The organism is Pseudomonas monteilii, from assembly GCA_001534745.1.
Classification (GTDB): Bacteria; Pseudomonadota; Gammaproteobacteria; order Pseudomonadales; family Pseudomonadaceae; genus Aquipseudomonas; species Aquipseudomonas alabamensis.
The window spans coordinates 3,196,882-3,214,659 of sequence record CP013997.1 but is presented as its reverse complement, the minus strand read 5'-3'; the positions used below and the strand labels follow the sequence as shown (position 1 = coordinate 3,214,659).

Genomic DNA, 17,778 nt, shown 5'->3' with positions numbered 1-17,778 from the left:
TCAGGCCCCGCCTGCATCGCGGGCAATCTTGCTCTCACAGGCTGCTCGATCAGCGATAAAACCTGCGGGCCTTGTCAGTGGTCGCCATCTCCGACACGCCACCTGAAGCTCCCCTGAAGGCCCATTGCCAGCCCCTGCCCATGACCTGACGACAAAGTTGGAAGGCTTCTTGCAAAGCAGCGCCAAACGCCGTTTCTGGCGTCAAAGTTCTGCTTCGAGAGGATGTCCAGTGGATCGTAGCCAGTTGATCAACCATGCCCGCAGCAACCTGTCGGGTCTCAGCCGGGGCGCCTTGGGGGTGCCGCTGCTGCTGTTGGTGATGTTGGCGATGATGATGTTGCCCATCCCGCCGTTCCTGCTGGACATCTTCTTCACCTTCAACATCGCGCTGTCGATCGTGGTCCTGCTGGTCTGCGTCTATGCCCTGCGTCCGCTCGACTTCGCCGCGTTCCCGACCATCCTGCTGGTCGCCACCCTGCTGCGACTGGCCTTGAACGTCGCCTCCACGCGGGTGGTGATGCTGCACGGCCAGGAGGGCCACCAAGCCGCGGGCAAGGTGATCCAGGCCTTCGGTGAGGTGGTGATCGGCGGTAACTACGTGGTCGGTGCGGTGGTGTTCGCCATCCTGATGATCATCAACTTCGTGGTGGTCACCAAGGGCGCCGGGCGTATCTCCGAGGTCAGCGCGCGGTTCACCCTGGACGCCATGCCCGGCAAGCAGATGGCCATCGACGCCGACCTCAACGCCGGCCTGATCGATCAGAACCAGGCCAAGGCGCGCCGCGCCGAAGTCGCCCAGGAGGCCGAGTTCTACGGTTCGATGGACGGTGCCAGCAAGTTCGTCCGCGGTGACGCCATCGCCGGCCTGCTGATCCTGTTCATCAACCTCATCGGCGGCATGCTCATCGGCATGCTCCAGCACGGCATGCCGTTCAGCGAGGCAGGCAAGGTCTACGCGCTGCTGACCATCGGTGACGGCCTGGTCGCCCAGCTGCCGTCGCTGCTGCTGTCCACGGCTGCCGCGATCATGGTCACCCGTGCCTCGGGTTCCGAGGACATGGGCAAGCTGATCAACCGGCAGATGTTCGATTCGCCCAAGGCCCTGGGGGTCTCGGCCGCCTTGATGATCGTCATGGGCCTGGTGCCGGGCATGCCCCACATCGCCTTCATCGGCCTGGGCCTGCTTGCCGGGGGCGGTGCCTACCTGGTGTGGCGCAAGCAGCAGGAAGCCAAGGTCAAGGCCGCTGCCGAAGTGCAGCGCCAGCAGGACCAGCTGCCTTCGCCACAGCGTGCCCTGGAGACCAAGGAGCTGGGCTGGGACGACGTCACCCCGATCGACATGATCGGCCTGGAAGTCGGCTACCGGCTCATCCCGCTGGTGGACCGCAACCAGGGCGGGCAACTGCTGGCGCGGATCAAGGGCGTGCGCAAGAAGCTCTCCCAGGACCTGGGCTTCCTCATGCCCACGGTGCACATCCGTGACAACCTCGACCTGTCCCCCAGTGCCTACCGGCTGACCCTGATGGGGGTGATCCTGGCCGAAGCCGAGATCTACCCGGACCGCGAACTGGCGATCAACCCCGGCCAAGTGTTCGGTACCCTCAACGGCATTGCCGCCCGTGACCCGGCGTTCGGCCTTGAGGCAGTGTGGATCGACGTGGCCCAACGCGCCCAGGCGCAATCGCTGGGCTACACCGTGGTCGACGCCAGTACCGTGGTCGCCACCCACCTGAACCAGATCCTGCAGAAGCACTGCCATGAACTGATCGGCCATGAAGAGGTTCAACAGTTGCTGCAGGTGTTGTCTAAGGCGTCGCCTAAGCTGGCAGAAGAATTGGTACCGGGCGTCATTTCTTTGTCAGGGCTGTTGAAAGTCTTGCAGGCTTTGTTGTCCGAGCAAGTACCGGTACGCGATATTCGCAGCATTGCCGAAGCGATCGCCAATAATGCGAATAAGAGTCAAGATACCGCCGCTCTGGTGGCCGCCGTGCGGGTTGGCTTGAGCCGCGCCATCGTGCAAAGCATCGTCGGCATCGAGTCGGAGCTGCCGGTGATCACGCTGGAGCCCAGGTTGGAACAGATCTTGCTCAACAGTCTGCAGCGTGCCGGGCAGGGTCAGGATGAAGGCGTTCTGCTCGAACCGAGCATGGCAGAGAAGTTGCAACGCTCGTTGATCGAAGCGGCTCAGCGTCAGGAAATGCTCGGCCACCCGGCGATCCTGCTGGTGGCCGGACCGATCCGCGCGATGCTGTCGCGCTTCGGGCGATTGGCGGTACCGAACCTGCACGTGCTGGCGTACCAGGAAATTCCGGATAACAAGCAAGTCACCATCGTTGCCACCGTGGGCCCCAATGGCTGAGGGTAGTGGGATATGCAAGTGAAGCGTTTTTTCGCTGCCGATATGCGTCAGGCCATGAAGCTGGTCAGGGACGAACTCGGCTCCGACGCGGCGATCATCGGCAACCGGCGTATCGCCGGGGGTGTCGAGCTGACCGCTGCGCTGGATTACAAGCAGTCCGCGCTCTCGCCCCGGGTGCCGAACGCCGAGCTCGAAGCCGAACTGCGCAAGACCCAGTCGCGCATCGTCACTGCCCAGGCCGAGCTGAACAGCCGCCAGGACGCCCCCGAGGAAGACGGCGGCAACCGCCAACTGTTCGCCGGGCTGTCCCTGACCGCCTCGGAGCCACTGGTCGAGTCGCCTGTGGAGAAGCCCAAGGCAGCCCCGGCTGCCGCGCCGGCCGCGGTCGATCCGCGCTTGTTCGATGCCATGCGTTCGGAACTGTCGGGCCTGCGCGAGCTGCTGGAAGTGCAACTGGGCTCGCTGGCCTGGAACCAGCTGCAGGGCAGCCGCCCGCAGCAGGCCACCATCTGGCGCCGCCTGCAGCGCATCGGCCTGTCGGGCGCGCTGGCGGGCACGCTGCTCGAGCGCGTGGCGGGTATCGACGATGCGCGCCAGGCCTGGCGGATGATCCTGGCGCACCTGGCGCACATGATCAAGGTGCCGCAGGTCGAGCCGATCGAGGAGGGCGGTGTGATCGCCCTGGTCGGGCCGGCTGGCATGGGCAAGACCACCACGCTGGCCAAGCTGGCCGCCCGGTATGTGCTGGCCTACGGCGCGCAGAACCTGGCCCTGGTGAGCATGGACAGTTTCCGGATCGGCGCCCAGGAGCAGCTCAAGACCCTCGGTCGCATCCTCAACGTGCCGGTGACCTACGTCGACCCGGGCGAGTCCCTGGTCCAGGCCCTCGAGCCCTTGGCGCGCAAACGCGTGGTGCTGATCGACACCGCCGGCCTGCAGGCCAGCGACCCGGCGCTGCGCATGCAGCTCGATTCCCTGGCCGGGCGCGGCATCGCCTCGCGCAACTACCTGGTCCTGGCCACCACCAGCCAGAAGCAGGTGCTGTCGGCCGCCTACCACAGCTACAAGCGCTGTGGCCTGGCCGGCTGCATCCTGAGCAAGCTGGACGAAACGGCTGGCCTGGGCGAAGTCCTGAGCCTGGCCATCGAACACGAACTGCCCGTGGCCTATCTGACCGATGGACCCCGGATACCCGAAGACCTGCACCTGCCGCGCAAGCATCAGCTGGTGAGCCGCGCGGTGAGCGTGCAAGTGCAGGACGAGCCCAGCGACGAGGCCATGGCCGACATGTTCGCTGATCTCTACCACAACCCTGGCAAGCGCGCAGGTTGACCATGAACGAAGTGCAGACCACCTCCAAACAGGGGTTTTCCAGGCCGCGTGCCCTGAAGACGACGTCCCTCGTGCGGCTTGGATGCCAGCGAGACAAGGTAAATAACAAACATGGGTAGCATGCATCCTGTACAGGTGATCGCCGTGACCGGCGGCAAGGGCGGCGTTGGCAAGACCAACGTTTCAGTGAACCTGTCGCTGGCCCTGGCCGAGCTGGGGCGGCGCGTGATGTTGCTGGACGCCGACCTGGGTCTGGCCAACGTCGACGTGCTCCTGGGCCTGACGCCCAAGCGCACGCTGGCGGACGTGATCGAAGGGCGCTGCGACCTGCGCGACGTCATGCTGCAGGGGCCCGGTGGCATCCGCGTGGTCCCGGCGGCCTCCGGCACCCAGAGCATGGTGCAGTTGGCCCCGGCGCAGCACGCCGGGCTGATCCAGGCGTTCAGCGAGATCGGCGACAACCTCGACGTGCTGGTGATCGACACCGCCGCCGGGATCGGCGATTCGGTGGTGAGCTTCGTGCGCGCGGCCCAGGAGGTGCTCCTGGTGGTCTGCGACGAGCCGACCTCCATCACCGACGCCTATGCCCTGATCAAGCTGCTCAACCGTGACTACGGCATGAACCGGTTCCGGGTCCTGGCCAACATGGCGCAGAGCCCCCAGGAAGGGCGCAACCTGTTCGCCAAGCTGACCAAGGTCACCGACCGCTTCCTCGATGTAGCCTTGCAGTACGTCGGCGCCGTGCCCTACGACGAGTGCGTGCGCAAGGCCGTGCAGAAACAGCGGGCGGTCTACGAGGCCTTCCCGCGCTCCAAGTGCGCCCTGGCCTTCAAGGCCATCGCGCAGAAAGTCGACAGTTGGCCATTGCCCGCCAACCCACGCGGGCACCTTGAATTCTTCGTCGAACGTCTGGTGCAACCGACCAGCGCGGGGCCGGTACTATGAGTGCGAGCGGTTTCAAGATGTACAGCAAGCCATCCAAGGACGCCCAGTACGCGCTGATCGAGCGTCATGCGCCCCTGGTCAAGCGTATCGCCTACCACCTGCTGGCGCGTCTGCCGGCCAACGTGCAGGTCGAAGACCTGATCCAGGCCGGCATGCTCGGCCTGCTGGAAGTCGCCAACAAGTACGACGCCAGCAAGGGCGCCAGCTTCGAGACCTATGCCGGCATCCGCATCCGCGGCGCCATGCTCGACGAAGTGCGCAAGGGTGACTGGGCGCCACGCTCGGTACACCGCAACACCCGCATGGTCAGCGATGCCATGCGCGCCGTCGAGGCTCGTACCGGACGCGACGCTAAAGATAATGAAGTCGCTGCCGAACTCAATATGGGGTTGGACGATTACTACGGGATCCTGAACGATACCTTGGGCAGTCGCCTGTTCAGTTTCGACGACCTGCTGCAGGACGGCGAACACGAAGGCCTGCACGAGGATGGCGCCAGCGCCCAGCTCGGCCCTTCGCGCAACCTGGAGGACGAACGTTTCCAGGCCGCGTTGACCGATGCGATCGCCAACCTGCCGGAGCGCGAGCGCCTGGTGCTGGCGTTGTACTATGACGAAGAGCTGAACCTCAAGGAGATCGGTGAAGTCCTGGGGGTCAGCGAATCGCGCGTCAGCCAGTTGCACAGCCAATGCGCCGCTCGCCTGCGTAGCCGTCTCGGCGAATGGCGCGCGCGATAAGCAGCAGGCGACCGAGCGACGCGCTGCAAAGCGACAAGCTACACGCATTGAGCGAACAGAATCAGCAGTGGGGAAGGGGTCGAGTCCCGTGCACACGACCCCGGTCGGCGTGAAGCTTGCCGCTTGAAGCCGACCCTCCCCGAAAGACGCACGCTCGGCGCCGAGCGTGTTTGAGAGTGCCTGGAGGCCTAATTGAACAAAGACATGAAAATCCTCATCGTCGACGACTTCTCGACGATGCGGCGGATCATCAAGAACCTGTTGCGTGATCTGGGTTTCACCAATACCGACGAGGCCGACGACGGCACCACGGCGTTGCCGATGCTCCAGAACGGCCACTACGACTTCCTGGTGACCGACTGGAACATGCCCGGCATGTCCGGCATCGACCTGCTGCGCAAGGTCCGCGCCGACGAACGCCTGAAGGCCTTGCCCGTGCTGATGGTCACCGCTGAAGCCAAGCGCGACCAGATCATCGAGGCGGCCCAGGCCGGTGTGAACGGCTATGTGGTCAAGCCGTTCACCGCGCAGGTGCTCAAGGAAAAGATCGAGAAGATCTTCGAACGCGTCAACGGTTGAAGTCCAGAGGGCGCCATGCAGTCAAATCAAACCTCGCTCGGGGAGTTCGAATCGACTCTCAAGAAGCATGCCCAGGAACTGGTCGACAGCCTCGAACGAGGCCGTTTCGGCGAGGCCGTGCAGCTGATCCATCAGCTCAACCAGACCCGTGACCGTGGCCTGTACCAGGAGGTCGGCAAGCTCACCCGTGAGCTGCACAGCGCGATCGTCAGCTTCCAGATCGACCCGCGCATGCCGCAGGCCGAGGAAGTCTCGCAGATCACCGACGCCACCGAGCGGCTGGACTACGTGGTCAAGCTGACCGAAGGGGCGGCCAACCGCACCATGGACCTGGTCGAAGCCGGTACCCCGGTGGTCAACGACCTGGCCAACGAGGCGCAGGCGCTGAGCGCCGACTGGCAGCGGTTCATGCGCCGGGAAGTCGATGCGGCCGAGTTCCGCGAGCTGGCCCGTCGGGTCGACGGTTTCCTGACGCGCAGCTGCGAAGGCAACCGCAAGGTCGGTGGTCTGTTCAACGACATTCTGCTGGCTCAGGACTATCAGGACCTGACCGGCCAGGTGATCAAACGGGTGACCACGCTGGTGACCGACGTCGAAAGCAATCTGCTCAAGCTGGTGCTCATGGCCAGTCAGGTGGACCGTTTCGCCGGCATCGAGCATGACCACAATCAACTGCGCGCGGAAAAAGATCACGAAAAACATCCGCCGCAGGGTGAAGGTCCGCAGATTCATGCCGATAAGCGTGAAGACGTCATGTCCGGTCAGGACGACGTCGACGATCTGCTGTCCAGCCTTGGTTTTTAGGGAGCACCTTTGATGAGCTTCGGCGCCGATGAAGAAATCCTTCAGGATTTCCTGGTAGAGGCCGGCGAGATTCTCGAGCAACTGTCCGAACAACTGGTCGAGCTGGAAAGCCGCCCGGACGATGCGGACCTGCTCAATGCGATCTTTCGCGGATTCCATACTGTAAAAGGGGGCGCCGGCTTCCTCCAGCTCAACGAGCTGGTGGAGTGCTGCCATATCGCCGAGAACGTGTTCGACATCCTGCGCAAGGGTGAGCGACGCGTGGATGCCGAGCTGATGGACGTGGTCCTGGAAGCGCTCGACACGGTCAACCGCATGTTCGGCCAGGTGCGCGAACGTACCGACGTCACCCCGGCCACGCCCGAGCTGCTGGAGGCCTTGGCGCGCCTGGCCGAACCGGCCAGCGCCGAGGCGCCGCCTGTGCCCATCGCCGCGCCCGAGCCCGTCGCGCCGGTCGAGGTAGCGCCCGTGGCGGCCGACCCGGACATCACCGATACCGAGTTCGAGCAACTGCTCGATTCGCTCGATGCGGTCAAGGCCGAGGCCGAGGCCACCGAGCAGGCGCAGGTCGAGGCCGCCTCGCCTGGCGGCGATGACATCACCGATGCCGAGTTCGAATCACTGCTCGACCAGTTGCACGGCAAGGGGCAGTTCTCGCCTGCCGTGACGGCCACCGCCGCACCGGCCGAGTCCGCCCCCGCGCCGACCAGCGACGAGATCACCGACGACGAGTTCGAGTCGCTGCTCGACCAGCTGCACGGCAAGGGCGCTTTCAGCCCCAATGCCCTGCCTGCCAGTGTCACGGCCGAGGCGCCCCCGAGCGTGGCCGACGATCACATCAGTGATCATGAATTCGAAGCCTTGCTCGACCAGTTGCATGGCAAGGGCAAGTTCTCTGGCGACAACCTGCCGGATGAAGGCGCGGTCGCCACGGCCAGCGTCGCCGCGCCCGTGGCAGCGCCGGCACCGGCGCCGGCAGCGGCCCGTAGTGCACCGGCTGCGCCTGCGGCGGCGCCCGCCAAGGCTCCGGCCCCGGCCCGCGCAGCGGCGCCCGTGGCTGAAAAGCCCGTGACCAGCGAAGCGGAAACCACCGTGCGGGTCGATACCGCGCGCTTGGACGAGATCATGAACATGGTCGGCGAACTGGTGCTGGTGCGTAACCGCCTGGTGCGCCTGGGGCTCAACAGCAACGACGAAGCCATGTCCAAGGCCGTTTCCAACCTGGACGTGGTCACCGCCGACCTGCAGACGGCGGTCATGAAGACCCGCATGCAGCCGATCAAGAAAGTCTTCGGCCGCTTCCCGCGCCTGGTCCGCGACCTGGCCCGCCAGCTCAAGAAGGAAATCAACCTGGAGCTGGTCGGCGAAGAGACCGACCTGGACAAGAACCTGGTCGAGGCCCTGGCCGACCCGCTGGTGCACTTGGTGCGCAACGCGGTGGACCATGGCATCGAGTCGCCCGACGAGCGCGAGGCCGGTGGCAAGCCGCGCACCGGTCACGTGGTGCTGTCCGCCGAGCAGGAGGGCGACCATATCCTGTTGTCGATCTCGGACGACGGCAAGGGCATGGACCCGGAAATCCTGCGCGCCAAGGCCGTCGAGAAGGGCCTGATGGACCGCGACGCGGCCGATCGCCTGAGCGAGTCGGACTGCTACAACCTGATCTTCGCCCCGGGGTTCTCGACCAAGACCGAGATTTCCGACGTTTCGGGCCGAGGTGTCGGCATGGACGTGGTCAAGACCAAGATTTCCCAGCTCAACGGCTCGATCAACATCTACTCGGCCAAGGGCCAGGGCTCGAAGATCGTCATCAAGGTGCCGCTGACCCTGGCGATCATGCCGACCCTGATGGTGATGCTGGCCAACCAGGCGTTCGCCTTCCCGTTGGTCAACGTCAACGAGATCTTCCACCTCGACCTGTCGCGCACCAACGTGGTGGACGGCCAGGAAGTGGTGATCGTGCGCGACAAGGCGCTGCCGCTGTTCTACCTCAAGCGCTGGCTGGTGCGCGACGAGGCGCACGAGGAACAACGCGAGGGCCATGTGGTGATCCTGTCGGTCGGCACCCAGCGCATCGGCTTCGTCGTCGACCAACTGGTCGGTCAGGAAGAAGTGGTGATCAAGCCCCTGGGCAAGATGCTGCAGGGCACGCCTGGCATGTCTGGCGCCACCATCACCGGCGACGGGCGCATCGCGCTGATCCTCGATGTCCCGAGCATGCTCAAGCGCTACGCCGCGCGGCGCATTTGATCTTTGGCGGCGCGCCTGCACGGTGCGTCGCCTAACGGAGTGTTTATGGCAGTCAAGGTCCTGGTGGTGGATGATTCGGGTTTCTTCCGCCGCCGCGTCACGGAAATTCTTTCATCGGACCCCCTGATTCAGGTGGTCGGTACTGCCACCAACGGCAAGGAAGCGATCGATCAGGCCCTGGCGCTCAAGCCTGACGTGATCACCATGGACTACGAGATGCCGATGATGGATGGCATCACTGCGGTCCGCCACATCATGCAGCGCAGCCCCACGCCGGTCCTGATGTTCTCTTCGCTCACCCACGAGGGTGCGCGGGTGACCCTGGATGCGTTGGACGCCGGGGCGGTCGATTTCCTGCCGAAGAACTTCGAGGACATTTCCCGCAACCCGGAAAAGGTCAAGCAACTGCTGTGCGAGAAGGTCCACAGCGTCTCGCGCAGCAACCGCCGCCGCCCGGCCTACCTGTCCAGCACTCCGCTGCCCACGCCGAGCAGCCTGGGTGGTCACGCCGCGCCGGCCGCCCAGCCTGCCCAGGCCGCACCGGCACCCACGCGTAGCCCGATCCCTTCGCGTGCCCCGGCCCCCGCACCGCAGCCGGCCAGTTCGCCGACGCCTCGGCGCAAGCCCTACAAGCTGGTCGCCATCGGCACCTCCACCGGCGGGCCGGTGGCGCTGCAGCGTGTCCTGACCCAGCTGCCGGCCGCGTTCCCGGCGCCCATCGTGCTCATCCAGCACATGCCGGCCGCCTTCACCAAGGCCTTCGCCGAACGGCTCGACAAGCTGTGCAAGATCCGCGTCAAGGAAGCCGAGGACGGCGACGTGCTGCGTCCTGGCTTGGCACTGCTGGCCCCCGGCGGCAAGCAGATGATGGTCGATGGCCGCGGCACGGTGAAGATCCTGCCGGGCGACGAGCGCCTGAACTACAAGCCCTGCGTGGACATCACCTTCGGTTCGGCGGCCAAGGCCCACGGTGACAAGGTCCTGGCGGTGGTGCTCACCGGCATGGGCGCCGATGGCCGCGAGGGCGCGCGCCTGCTCAAGCAGGGCGGCAGCACCGTGTGGGCCCAGGATGAGGCCAGCTGCGTGATCTATGGCATGCCCATGGCCATCGTCAAGGCCAACCTGGCCGATGCGGTCTACAGCCTGGACGAGATCGGCCGGCACCTGGTGGAGGCCTGTGGCTGATGGATGTGCTGAGCCTGATCGGCCTGATCCTGGCCTTCGTCGCCATCGTCGGTGGCAACTTTCTCGAAGGCGGGCACGTGTCGGCGCTGGTCAATGGGCCGGCGGCGCTGATCGTGCTGGGCGGCACCCTGGCGGCGGTGCTGCTGCAGTCGCCGCTGCCGGCGTTCAAGCGCGCCTTGCAGATCGTCGGCTGGATCTTCTTCGCACCCCGCGAAGACCTGGCGGGCGGCATCGACCGGGTGGTCGGCTGGAGCCTGACCGCGCGCAAGGAGGGCCTGCTCGGGCTGGAGACGATCGCCGACGCCGAGCCGGATCCTTATGCCCGTAAAGGCCTGCAACTGCTGGTCGACGGCGCCGAGCCGGAGGCGATCCGCAGCATCCTCGAAGTCGACCTGCTGACCCAGGAAAGCCGCGACCTGCAGGCGGCCAAGGTGTTCGAAAGCATGGGCGGCTATGCGCCGACCATCGGCATCATCGGTGCGGTGATGGGCCTGATCCACGTGATGGGCAATCTGGCCGATCCGGCGCAGCTGGGCAGCGGCATCGCCGTGGCCTTCGTCGCCACCATCTACGGGGTGGCCAGCGCCAACCTGATCCTGCTGCCGATCGCCAACAAGCTCAAGGCCATCGTCCTGCGCCAGTCGCGCTACCGTGAAATGCTGCTCGAAGGCCTGCTGTCGATCGCCGAGGGCGAGAACCCGCGCTCCATCGAACTGAAGCTGCAAGGCTTCATGGAGTAGCCATGCGCCGTCGCCATCGCACCGAGGAACCCGTCAACCACGACCGCTGGCTGGTGTCGTACGCCGACTTCATCACCTTGCTGTTCGCCTTTTTCGTGGTGATGTATTCGATTTCCTCGATCAACGAAGGCAAGTACAAGGTGATTTCCCAGGCATTGGTCGGGGTATTCAATGACCCGGCCCGCAGCACCCGGCCCATCCCGGTAGGCGAGGACCAGCCGCTGGGCGTGCGCCCGGCGCAGCCGCTGATCAAGGACAGCGAGCAGACCGACGCCGGGCTCGGGCAGAGCTCCAGCGAGGCTTTGACCCAGATCGCCGACGACGTGCGCCAGGCCTTTGGCGACCTGATCGACGCCAAACAGATGACCGTGCGCGGCAACGAGCTGTGGATCGAGATCGAACTCAACTCGGCGCTGCTGTTCGGCAGCGGTGACGCCATGCCCAGCGACGCGGCGTTCGGCATCCTCGAGAAGGTCGCCAACATCCTCAAGCCGTTCGCCAACCCGGTGCACGTCGAAGGGTTCACCGACAACCTGCCGATCAGCACGGCGCAATACCCGACCAACTGGGAGCTGTCAGCGGCGCGCTCGGCGAGCATCGTGCGCCTGCTGGCCATGGAAGGGGTGAACCCGGGGCGCCTGGCCGCGGTCGGTTACGGCGAGTACCAGCCGGTGGCGAGCAACGACACCGCCGAAGGCCGCTCGCGCAACCGTCGAGTGGTACTGGTGATCTCGCGCAACCTCGAGGTGCGTCGCAGCCTGACCGGTTCGGGCAGCGCCAATGCCACACCCGATGCCGCGTTGCAGCGGGCTGGCACACAACGTGCACCGGCATCGCCAGCGACGTCGGAGTCGGCGGGTTCCGTCAAATCTACGTCACCGTCTTCTTGAACCGTTCCCGACAGGGCTTCTGGGCCACCGGGTGGAAACACGCACGATGAGAGTCTGGGCAGTAGCCAATCAGAAAGGTGGAGTCGGCAAGACCACCACGACCATCGCCTTGGCCGGCCTGCTGGCCGATGCGGGCAAGCGCGTGCTCGTCGTCGACCTCGACCCGCACGGCTCGATGACCAGTTACTTCGGGCACGATCCGGATGTGCTCGAGCACAGTTGCTATGACCTGTTCGTGAACCAGGGCGCCGTGCCCGATGGGCTGCCCGGCCAGTTGCTGCTGCCGACCAGCCACGAGCGTATTGCACTGCTGCCGTCGAGCACCGCCCTGGCCGTGCTCGAGCGCCAGTCGCCTGGCCATGGCGGCCTGGGGCTGGTGATCGCCAAGAGTCTGGCGCAGCTGTGGCAGGACTTCGATTTCGCGCTGATCGACAGCCCGCCCTTGCTTGGGGTGCTGATGGTCAACGCCCTGGCCGCCAGCCAGCAGCTGGTGGTGCCGGTGCAGACCGAGTTTCTCGCGGTCAAGGGGCTGGAGCGGATGATCACCACCCTGAGCATGATCAACCGTTCGCGCAAGCAGGCCTTGCCGTACACCATCGTGCCGACCCTGTTCGATCGCCGTACCCAGGCCTCGATGGGCACGTTGAAGTTCCTGCGTGACGCGCATCCCGCGCACGTCTGGGAAGGCTACATTCCGGTGGACACCCGGCTGCGCGATGCCAGTCGCGCCGGTGTCACGCCTTCGCAACACGATGGCAAGAGTCGCGGCATCATCGCCTACCGGGCGTTGCTCAAGCACTTGCTGACCCCTCGTTCCAGCCTGCAGGTAGCCTGATGAGTCCAGCCCGGCCCACCACGACCCGTCCGCAAGTGGCCTTGCAGTCCTACCTCGATGGTCTGCTGCAGGAGGCGACCGAAGCGTTCGACGCCCCCGTGCCCGCACCCGTCGCGGTGACGATCGCTGCCCAGGTACCGGTCGCCAACGATGAATTCCAGGCGGCGGTGCTCGAGGAGCAGGTCCGCGACGCGCGTGTCTCGCGCACCTCGCACGAGCCGCGCCCCTACGCCGAGCCGCCTGCGCCGCTGGCGCTGACCACGGTGCTGCCGGTGCGCGAGCCGGTCCTGCCGGTGCAAGAGGCTGAGGTCGTGGCCCTGCACCCGGTTGCCGAACCGGTCAACGTGCCTGCCGTGCCGCCGCAGGCCGATGCGCCCGTCGCGCCTGAGCCCATCGCCCCGCTGGCCGAGTTGCACCGTCCCCACGTCATGGGGCCGCGGCTGCCGTCCACGCCGGACGGGCGTCCGGCCTGGGGTGCCGAGCCGTTCGAATGCCTGCTGTTCGACGTAGCCGGGTTGACCCTGGCCGTGCCCTTGGTGTGCCTGGGGTCGATCTATCCGCTGGCCGGCCAGGAGCTCACGCCATTGTTCGGCCAGCCCGACTGGTTCCTGGGCATCCTGTCCTGCCAGGCGGGCAACCTCAAGGTCCTGGACACCGCGCGCTGGGTGATGCCGGACCGCTACCGGGACGATTTCCGCCAGGGTTTGCAGTATGTGATTTCGGTCCAGGGCTATGAATGGGGGCTGGCCGTGCACCAGGTCAGCCGCTCCCTGCGCCTGGACCCCAGCGAGATCAAGTGGCGCAGTCAGCGGGGCCAGCGGCCCTGGCTGGCCGGCACGGTGATCGAGCACATGTGTGCCTTGCTGGACGTTGCCGAGCTGGCCGAACTGATCGCCAGCGGCGCCGTCAAGCAGATGCAGGCCGGTAAATGAATACGCGCATTTTGCGCACTCACGCAGCACAGACCGCCACCGCGCGGCTTTCGAGGGTAGGGTAATGAAGAAGTCGTCAGCACAGGGTTCCGAAGATCCGATCCTGCAGTGGGTCACCTTCCGCCTGGACAACGAGTCGTATGGCATCAACGTCATGCAGGTGCAGGAAGTCTTGCGCTACACCGAGATCGCGCCGGTGCCGGGTGCCCCGAGCTACGTGCTGGGGATCATCAACCTGCGCGGCAACGTGGTGACGGTGATCGACACCCGTCAGCGCTTTGGCCTGATGCCCACCGAAGTGACCGACAACACCCGTATCGTGATCATCGAGGCGGACAAGCAGGTCGTGGGCATCCTGGTCGACAGCGTGGCCGAGGTGGTCTACCTGCGCCAGTCCGAGATCGAGACCGCGCCGAACGTGGGCAACGACGAGTCGGCCAAGTTCATCCAGGGCGTGTGCAACAAGAATGGCGAGCTGCTGATCCTGGTCGAGCTGGACAAGATGATGACCGAGGAAGAGTGGTCCGAGCTGGAGAGCATCTGAGTTGATCTTCGAAGCAGGCTTGCTGTTCCTGGCGCTGCTCTGGGCCGTGAGCCTGTGGCTGTTCCTCAACCACATCAAGCGCCAGCGCCAGTTGCTCGTCGAGCAGGCATTGGGCGATGCCCTGCGCGACCAGCGCATCAAGGACCTGGCCAAGCGCCTGGACGACTACCAGAACGGCACCGTGCGCATGGGCGACATGCTGCACGAGCTGCGTCTGCTGGTCGAGCCGTTGCCCGAGAAGCTGCAGCAGCTCGAGCAGCGCGACCCCAAGAGCCTGACCTATCACCAGGCGGCGAAGCTGGTCGGCATGGGGGCCAGCGTCGAGGAACTGACCCAGTCCTGTGGCCTGACCCAGGCCGAGGCACGGTTGATGAGCAAGCTGCACCGTAGCGACTAGTCGCCACGGCACGGCTTTTGTACGAGCCCGCCTGGCGCCTTGGCGCTGCGCTGTCGCGCAAAGAACATGTCGATAGCTGACAGGATCCGGAGCTTCATTGCTAACTGATTTTAGGGCCGCTTTGCGGCCCATCGCGGCCGGTCCGGCGCCCCGGCAGGGGCCGCTCCTACACCCGTAGCCCCACCGCAGGGTTGCAGGCTATCACGGTCACCTGTGGGAGCGGCCCCTGTGCCGCGATTGGGCCCGCAGGGCCCACAAAATTCTAAAATTATTTCCTTCGAAATCAACAACCTATTTCTTGTTCTATAGGAGGGCGTATGGTTTTTGCCAGGTGCCGACGTGGGTGCACAGGGATCGCGATACCCTGCCTGATCGTCATGCTCCCTGCATGACAGCAGGCGCCAGGGTGGCTGCGCTTCAGGCCCAGGAGTGAAGTCTGCCGATCTGCGCTAGGCGAGCCAGGGGGAAGCGTGCGGTACGCAGCGCATTCACCTCGTCCAGGTCGATGAACTGGTAGCTGTTGATGCGCGGAATCATGTACAGATGCTCCAGTTGTCGCAGCCTGTACAAGTCTGGCAGCGTGCGGTCGATCACATCGGTGAGCAGGCCGGGGCCCGTGAGCCGACTCACCTGCCTGGCGTAGCGCTTGAACGCGGCCGGGTCGGCCAGGCGATCCGGGCGTAGGGGATAAGGCTCCACGGTAGCCAGATAGCGCCCATGCATCTCTTGGCTGACGGCCAGCAACGTTGGGTTACCGGCATGGCTGCCGATCATGCTGTTGTTGTAGGCCGAGTCCAGGCCCATGAGATCGTTTTGCACCGGCGGTTGCAGCAGCAGACCTTCTGGCGTCGCGGCCAGCTCGACCTCGGCGAGCGCGGCTTTGCCAGTGTCAGGATCCAGCACCAGTGTATCGTCGACGTCCATGTAGATGCCCCCTTCGCTGTGCAACATCGGGTAGCGCAAGACATCGGCGGCTGAGGCGTAGTTGCTCGTTTGACCACCGTCCCCCAGTGCCGCCTGGTAATGCGCGTAGTTCGAACTTTGTTCGAACGACCGGTAGAAGTCTTGATCCTCCAGCACCAGGACCTCGAGCCCTGGCACCTGTCTCTCGAGCTGCGCGAGGTTGTAGGCGAAGACCTCGGTACTGCGCCTGGACAGCATCAGCCGGTACCGATAGGCACTGTCGGTCAGCGCCCGGGCATTGTGGGCGAGGTTCTCCAGCACCGGCGCTTCGAGCTGCTTGTCGCCCACCCACAGGGCGGTAATCTGTTTGAGCAGGGGCGTGGCACCTTCCGGAACGGCAGGTGGCAGCTCGACGGGCAGCGGCAGGTCGATGCCCAGGGCGCGCAACGTCGCCGTGCGCATGGCGTCAGTCACCTCACGATTGGCCGTGCTCGTCTTGCGCAGGTTGCCCGTGCCCAGGTCGGGCTCATAGTACTGTGGCTCCACCTCGTTGAGTTCGTCCTCGAGCAAGAACAGATTGGTTTGCATGTCGTAGACCAGTTCAAGCGTGTCCAGATAACCGGGCGCAGGTTCGTAATAGCCTCGCAGGATATCGTTGCGACCGTCATAGCGTGGATAACGGGAAATCGCCTTGGCCACGCCAGCGTCGCCGTCGACCAAAGGCTCGATGCGCAAGGGGCGATCGAAGAACGGAGCGATGTCCACCTCTGGCCAGTGGGGTGGATCGAGGGGGCTGAGCGGATAGCCGATCTGTCCGTCGAGACGGGTGGGCACGACAAATCCCTCGCGCCAGGTCTGGAACAGCCCATCAGCTTCGCGGGTGACGGACGCGAGGCCGGGCACGGCATTGAAAAGGCCGTAGGTGATGTCGCCAATGCCGTCCAGCTTGTCGTGCAACGTCTTGCCATTGATCGCTTCGTCCAGGCCAACGCCCAGCTGGACGATGCCGCCTACCGCGAGCAGAGGCGCCAGGCCGGGCACGACGAAGGACAGTGGCAGAAGCAGGTTGAGGGTGTTGGTCAGGTAGTGGCGCCAGCGTCGTTCGCGAACCTCCCCGGTGCTGGTGATCAGAAAGTCGGCATCGTCCAGGCTTCGCTGACGCTGCCGCTCGGCCAGGGCTTGAAACAGATCGCCTTCCAGCGCTGGGCTGTAGGTGTCGGGACGGTACTGGACATAGGTGCGCGGCGGCCACGTGCCGTCATCGTTGAAGAAGCCGTGTTCCGGTGGCAGGCGATGACGCCGAGGATAGACGCCCAGCCCTTCCATGGCGGTGTCCAGGCCGCTGAAATCGACGCCTTGAGGACCGTCGGCCAGGCGGAAGTGGCGTTTCAGATGACGGCGCTTGAGCGCATCCTTGCACTGCTCGCCGATCCAGTCCCTGAGCAGGTCCTGGCTGGCGAACTCCAGCAATGGAGCGCTGTTGCCAGGCACATACAGGACCGTCAGATCACTATGGGTATCGTGCAGGCAAAGCAGGTCGGTCGACACGTAGCCATAAATGTTGAGCCACCGTGCCTGGAACGTGGGGCTGCGCGCAAGCAGGTCCGTGGCCTGCCAGACCAGCCGACGCGCCGCTTCGCCAAGGCTGCCTTCGGTCACCTGTTTGTTGCAGGCAGCGACGACGTTGAGCTTGCCGCATAGACGGTATTCGTCCAGGTGAGCCTGCCAGTAATGTTCGAGCTGCTTCTTGTAGCGGGTGTGAAAGTCCAGGGACTCGATGTGGCGCTGCAGGCTTTCGGCAGGGATGTCGATCAGGGTCGACGTATCGAATCGAGCCGGTTCACAGCGCTGGAACAGACCATTGAAGACGGCATAGGGCGATGAATTCGACAGCGGGGGCAGAGGGTCGAGCGCTTCGACCACGTCGATCGCGCCATCCGTGGGGAAGTGCCCGGCCCAGGGCGCGGCCATCAGGGCGCCGAAGAGATCGTTGGCCGATTCGCCCTGCCAGTTGATCAGCACCGCCTGTGGCAGGCGGGTACGCTGCACGATCTGTGCGTGGTAGCGCCCCGATGCCTGGGGTTGCAGGTGCAGCGTCACCACGTCGATCGCATCGGGTTCGAGGCTGATGCCCTGGCTGTGCAGCCAACTGGCAAGGGCCTTTTGCGCTTCGCGATCAGGACGTGGCAGCCGTGCAAGGTGATCGCGCACGCGTTGTACGCCTTGGGCGTTGATACCGGTGTGGGTCATGGGAACTCTCCAGGTGTCAGGAACCCAGAAGCGTTCACCACTGAGCGGCGCAGCGTGCGGTAGATAATGCCCATTCGCTGCTCGCCGCTCGGCGAC

General features: G+C 65.0%; 15 protein-coding genes. 14 read left to right on the top strand and 1 reads right to left on the bottom strand.

Features of this window, described 5'->3' with window-relative positions:
• The first annotated feature begins 229 nt into the window (after positions 1 to 229).
• The 14 genes from APT63_13630 to APT63_13565 all read left to right on the top strand — a co-directional run bounded on the left by APT63_13630 (position 230) and on the right by APT63_13565 (position 14,529).
• The gene (locus tag APT63_13630) at positions 230 to 2,359 is read left to right on the top strand and encodes a flagellar biosynthesis protein FlhA (GenBank protein ID AMA46577.1); all 2,130 of its coding nucleotides are present in this window, start codon (positions 230 to 232) and stop codon (positions 2,357 to 2,359) included.
• Positions 2,360 to 2,371: 12 nt separating this feature from the next.
• Positions 2,372 to 3,691 (top strand): flagellar biosynthesis protein FlhF, encoded by a 1,320-nt coding sequence (gene flhF, locus APT63_13625; GenBank protein ID AMA46576.1) that lies wholly within the window; start codon positions 2,372 to 2,374, stop codon positions 3,689 to 3,691.
• Positions 3,692 to 3,802: 111 nt separating this feature from the next.
• The gene (locus tag APT63_13620) at positions 3,803 to 4,636 is read left to right on the top strand and encodes a cobyrinic acid a,c-diamide synthase (GenBank protein ID AMA46575.1); all 834 of its coding nucleotides are present in this window, start codon (positions 3,803 to 3,805) and stop codon (positions 4,634 to 4,636) included.
• Positions 4,633 to 5,373, top strand: coding sequence for a flagellar biosynthesis sigma factor (gene fliA, locus APT63_13615; protein ID AMA46574.1), 741 nt, complete (start codon positions 4,633 to 4,635; stop codon positions 5,371 to 5,373). The genes APT63_13620 and fliA overlap by 4 nt, the downstream gene beginning before the upstream one ends.
• A gap of 192 nt (positions 5,374 to 5,565) precedes the next feature.
• The gene (locus APT63_13610; protein AMA46573.1) at positions 5,566 to 5,952 is read left to right on the top strand and encodes a histidine kinase; all 387 of its coding nucleotides are present in this window, start codon (positions 5,566 to 5,568) and stop codon (positions 5,950 to 5,952) included.
• Between the two features lie 15 nt (positions 5,953 to 5,967).
• On the top strand, positions 5,968 to 6,756 hold the full coding sequence (locus APT63_13605; protein AMA46572.1) for a protein phosphatase: 789 nt from the start codon (positions 5,968 to 5,970) through the stop codon (positions 6,754 to 6,756).
• 12 nt (positions 6,757 to 6,768) lie between these two features.
• Positions 6,769 to 9,006: a chemotaxis protein CheA gene (locus APT63_13600; protein AMA46571.1), complete on the top strand. Its 2,238-nt coding sequence runs from the start codon at positions 6,769 to 6,771 to the stop codon at positions 9,004 to 9,006.
• A 45-nt stretch (positions 9,007 to 9,051) separates the two neighbouring features.
• A complete protein-coding gene (locus tag APT63_13595; GenBank protein ID AMA46570.1) occupies positions 9,052 to 10,191 on the top strand; it encodes a chemotaxis response regulator protein-glutamate methylesterase in 1,140 nt (379 codons plus the stop codon).
• Entirely contained in the window at positions 10,191 to 10,931 is a 741-nt protein-coding gene (motC, locus tag APT63_13590; protein ID AMA46569.1) for a flagellar motor protein, read from the top strand. Before APT63_13595 ends, motC begins: the two co-directional genes overlap by 1 nt.
• Positions 10,932 to 10,933: 2 nt before the next feature.
• Positions 10,934 to 11,821, top strand: a complete 888-nt coding sequence (locus tag APT63_13585; GenBank protein AMA46568.1) for a flagellar motor protein MotD — start codon at positions 10,934 to 10,936, stop codon at positions 11,819 to 11,821.
• Positions 11,822 to 11,867: 46 nt separating this feature from the next.
• Complete coding sequence (locus tag APT63_13580; GenBank protein ID AMA46567.1) at positions 11,868 to 12,656, top strand: cobalamin biosynthesis protein CobQ; 789 nt, start codon at positions 11,868 to 11,870, stop codon at positions 12,654 to 12,656.
• Complete coding sequence (locus APT63_13575) at positions 12,656 to 13,588, top strand: chemotaxis protein CheW (GenBank protein AMA46566.1); 933 nt, start codon at positions 12,656 to 12,658, stop codon at positions 13,586 to 13,588. The genes APT63_13580 and APT63_13575 overlap by 1 nt, the downstream gene beginning before the upstream one ends.
• A gap of 64 nt (positions 13,589 to 13,652) precedes the next feature.
• Complete coding sequence (locus APT63_13570; protein ID AMA46565.1) at positions 13,653 to 14,132, top strand: chemotaxis protein CheW; 480 nt, start codon at positions 13,653 to 13,655, stop codon at positions 14,130 to 14,132.
• A 1-nt stretch (position 14,133) separates the two neighbouring features.
• A complete protein-coding gene (locus APT63_13565) occupies positions 14,134 to 14,529 on the top strand; it encodes a chemotaxis protein (protein AMA46564.1) in 396 nt (131 codons plus the stop codon).
• 417 nt (positions 14,530 to 14,946) lie between these two features.
• Here the strand turns inward: APT63_13565 and APT63_13560 are convergent, their stop codons facing one another.
• A complete protein-coding gene (locus tag APT63_13560; GenBank protein AMA46563.1) occupies positions 14,947 to 17,682 on the bottom strand; it encodes a mannosyltransferase in 2,736 nt (911 codons plus the stop codon).
• Between the last annotated feature and the right edge of the window lie 96 nt (positions 17,683 to 17,778).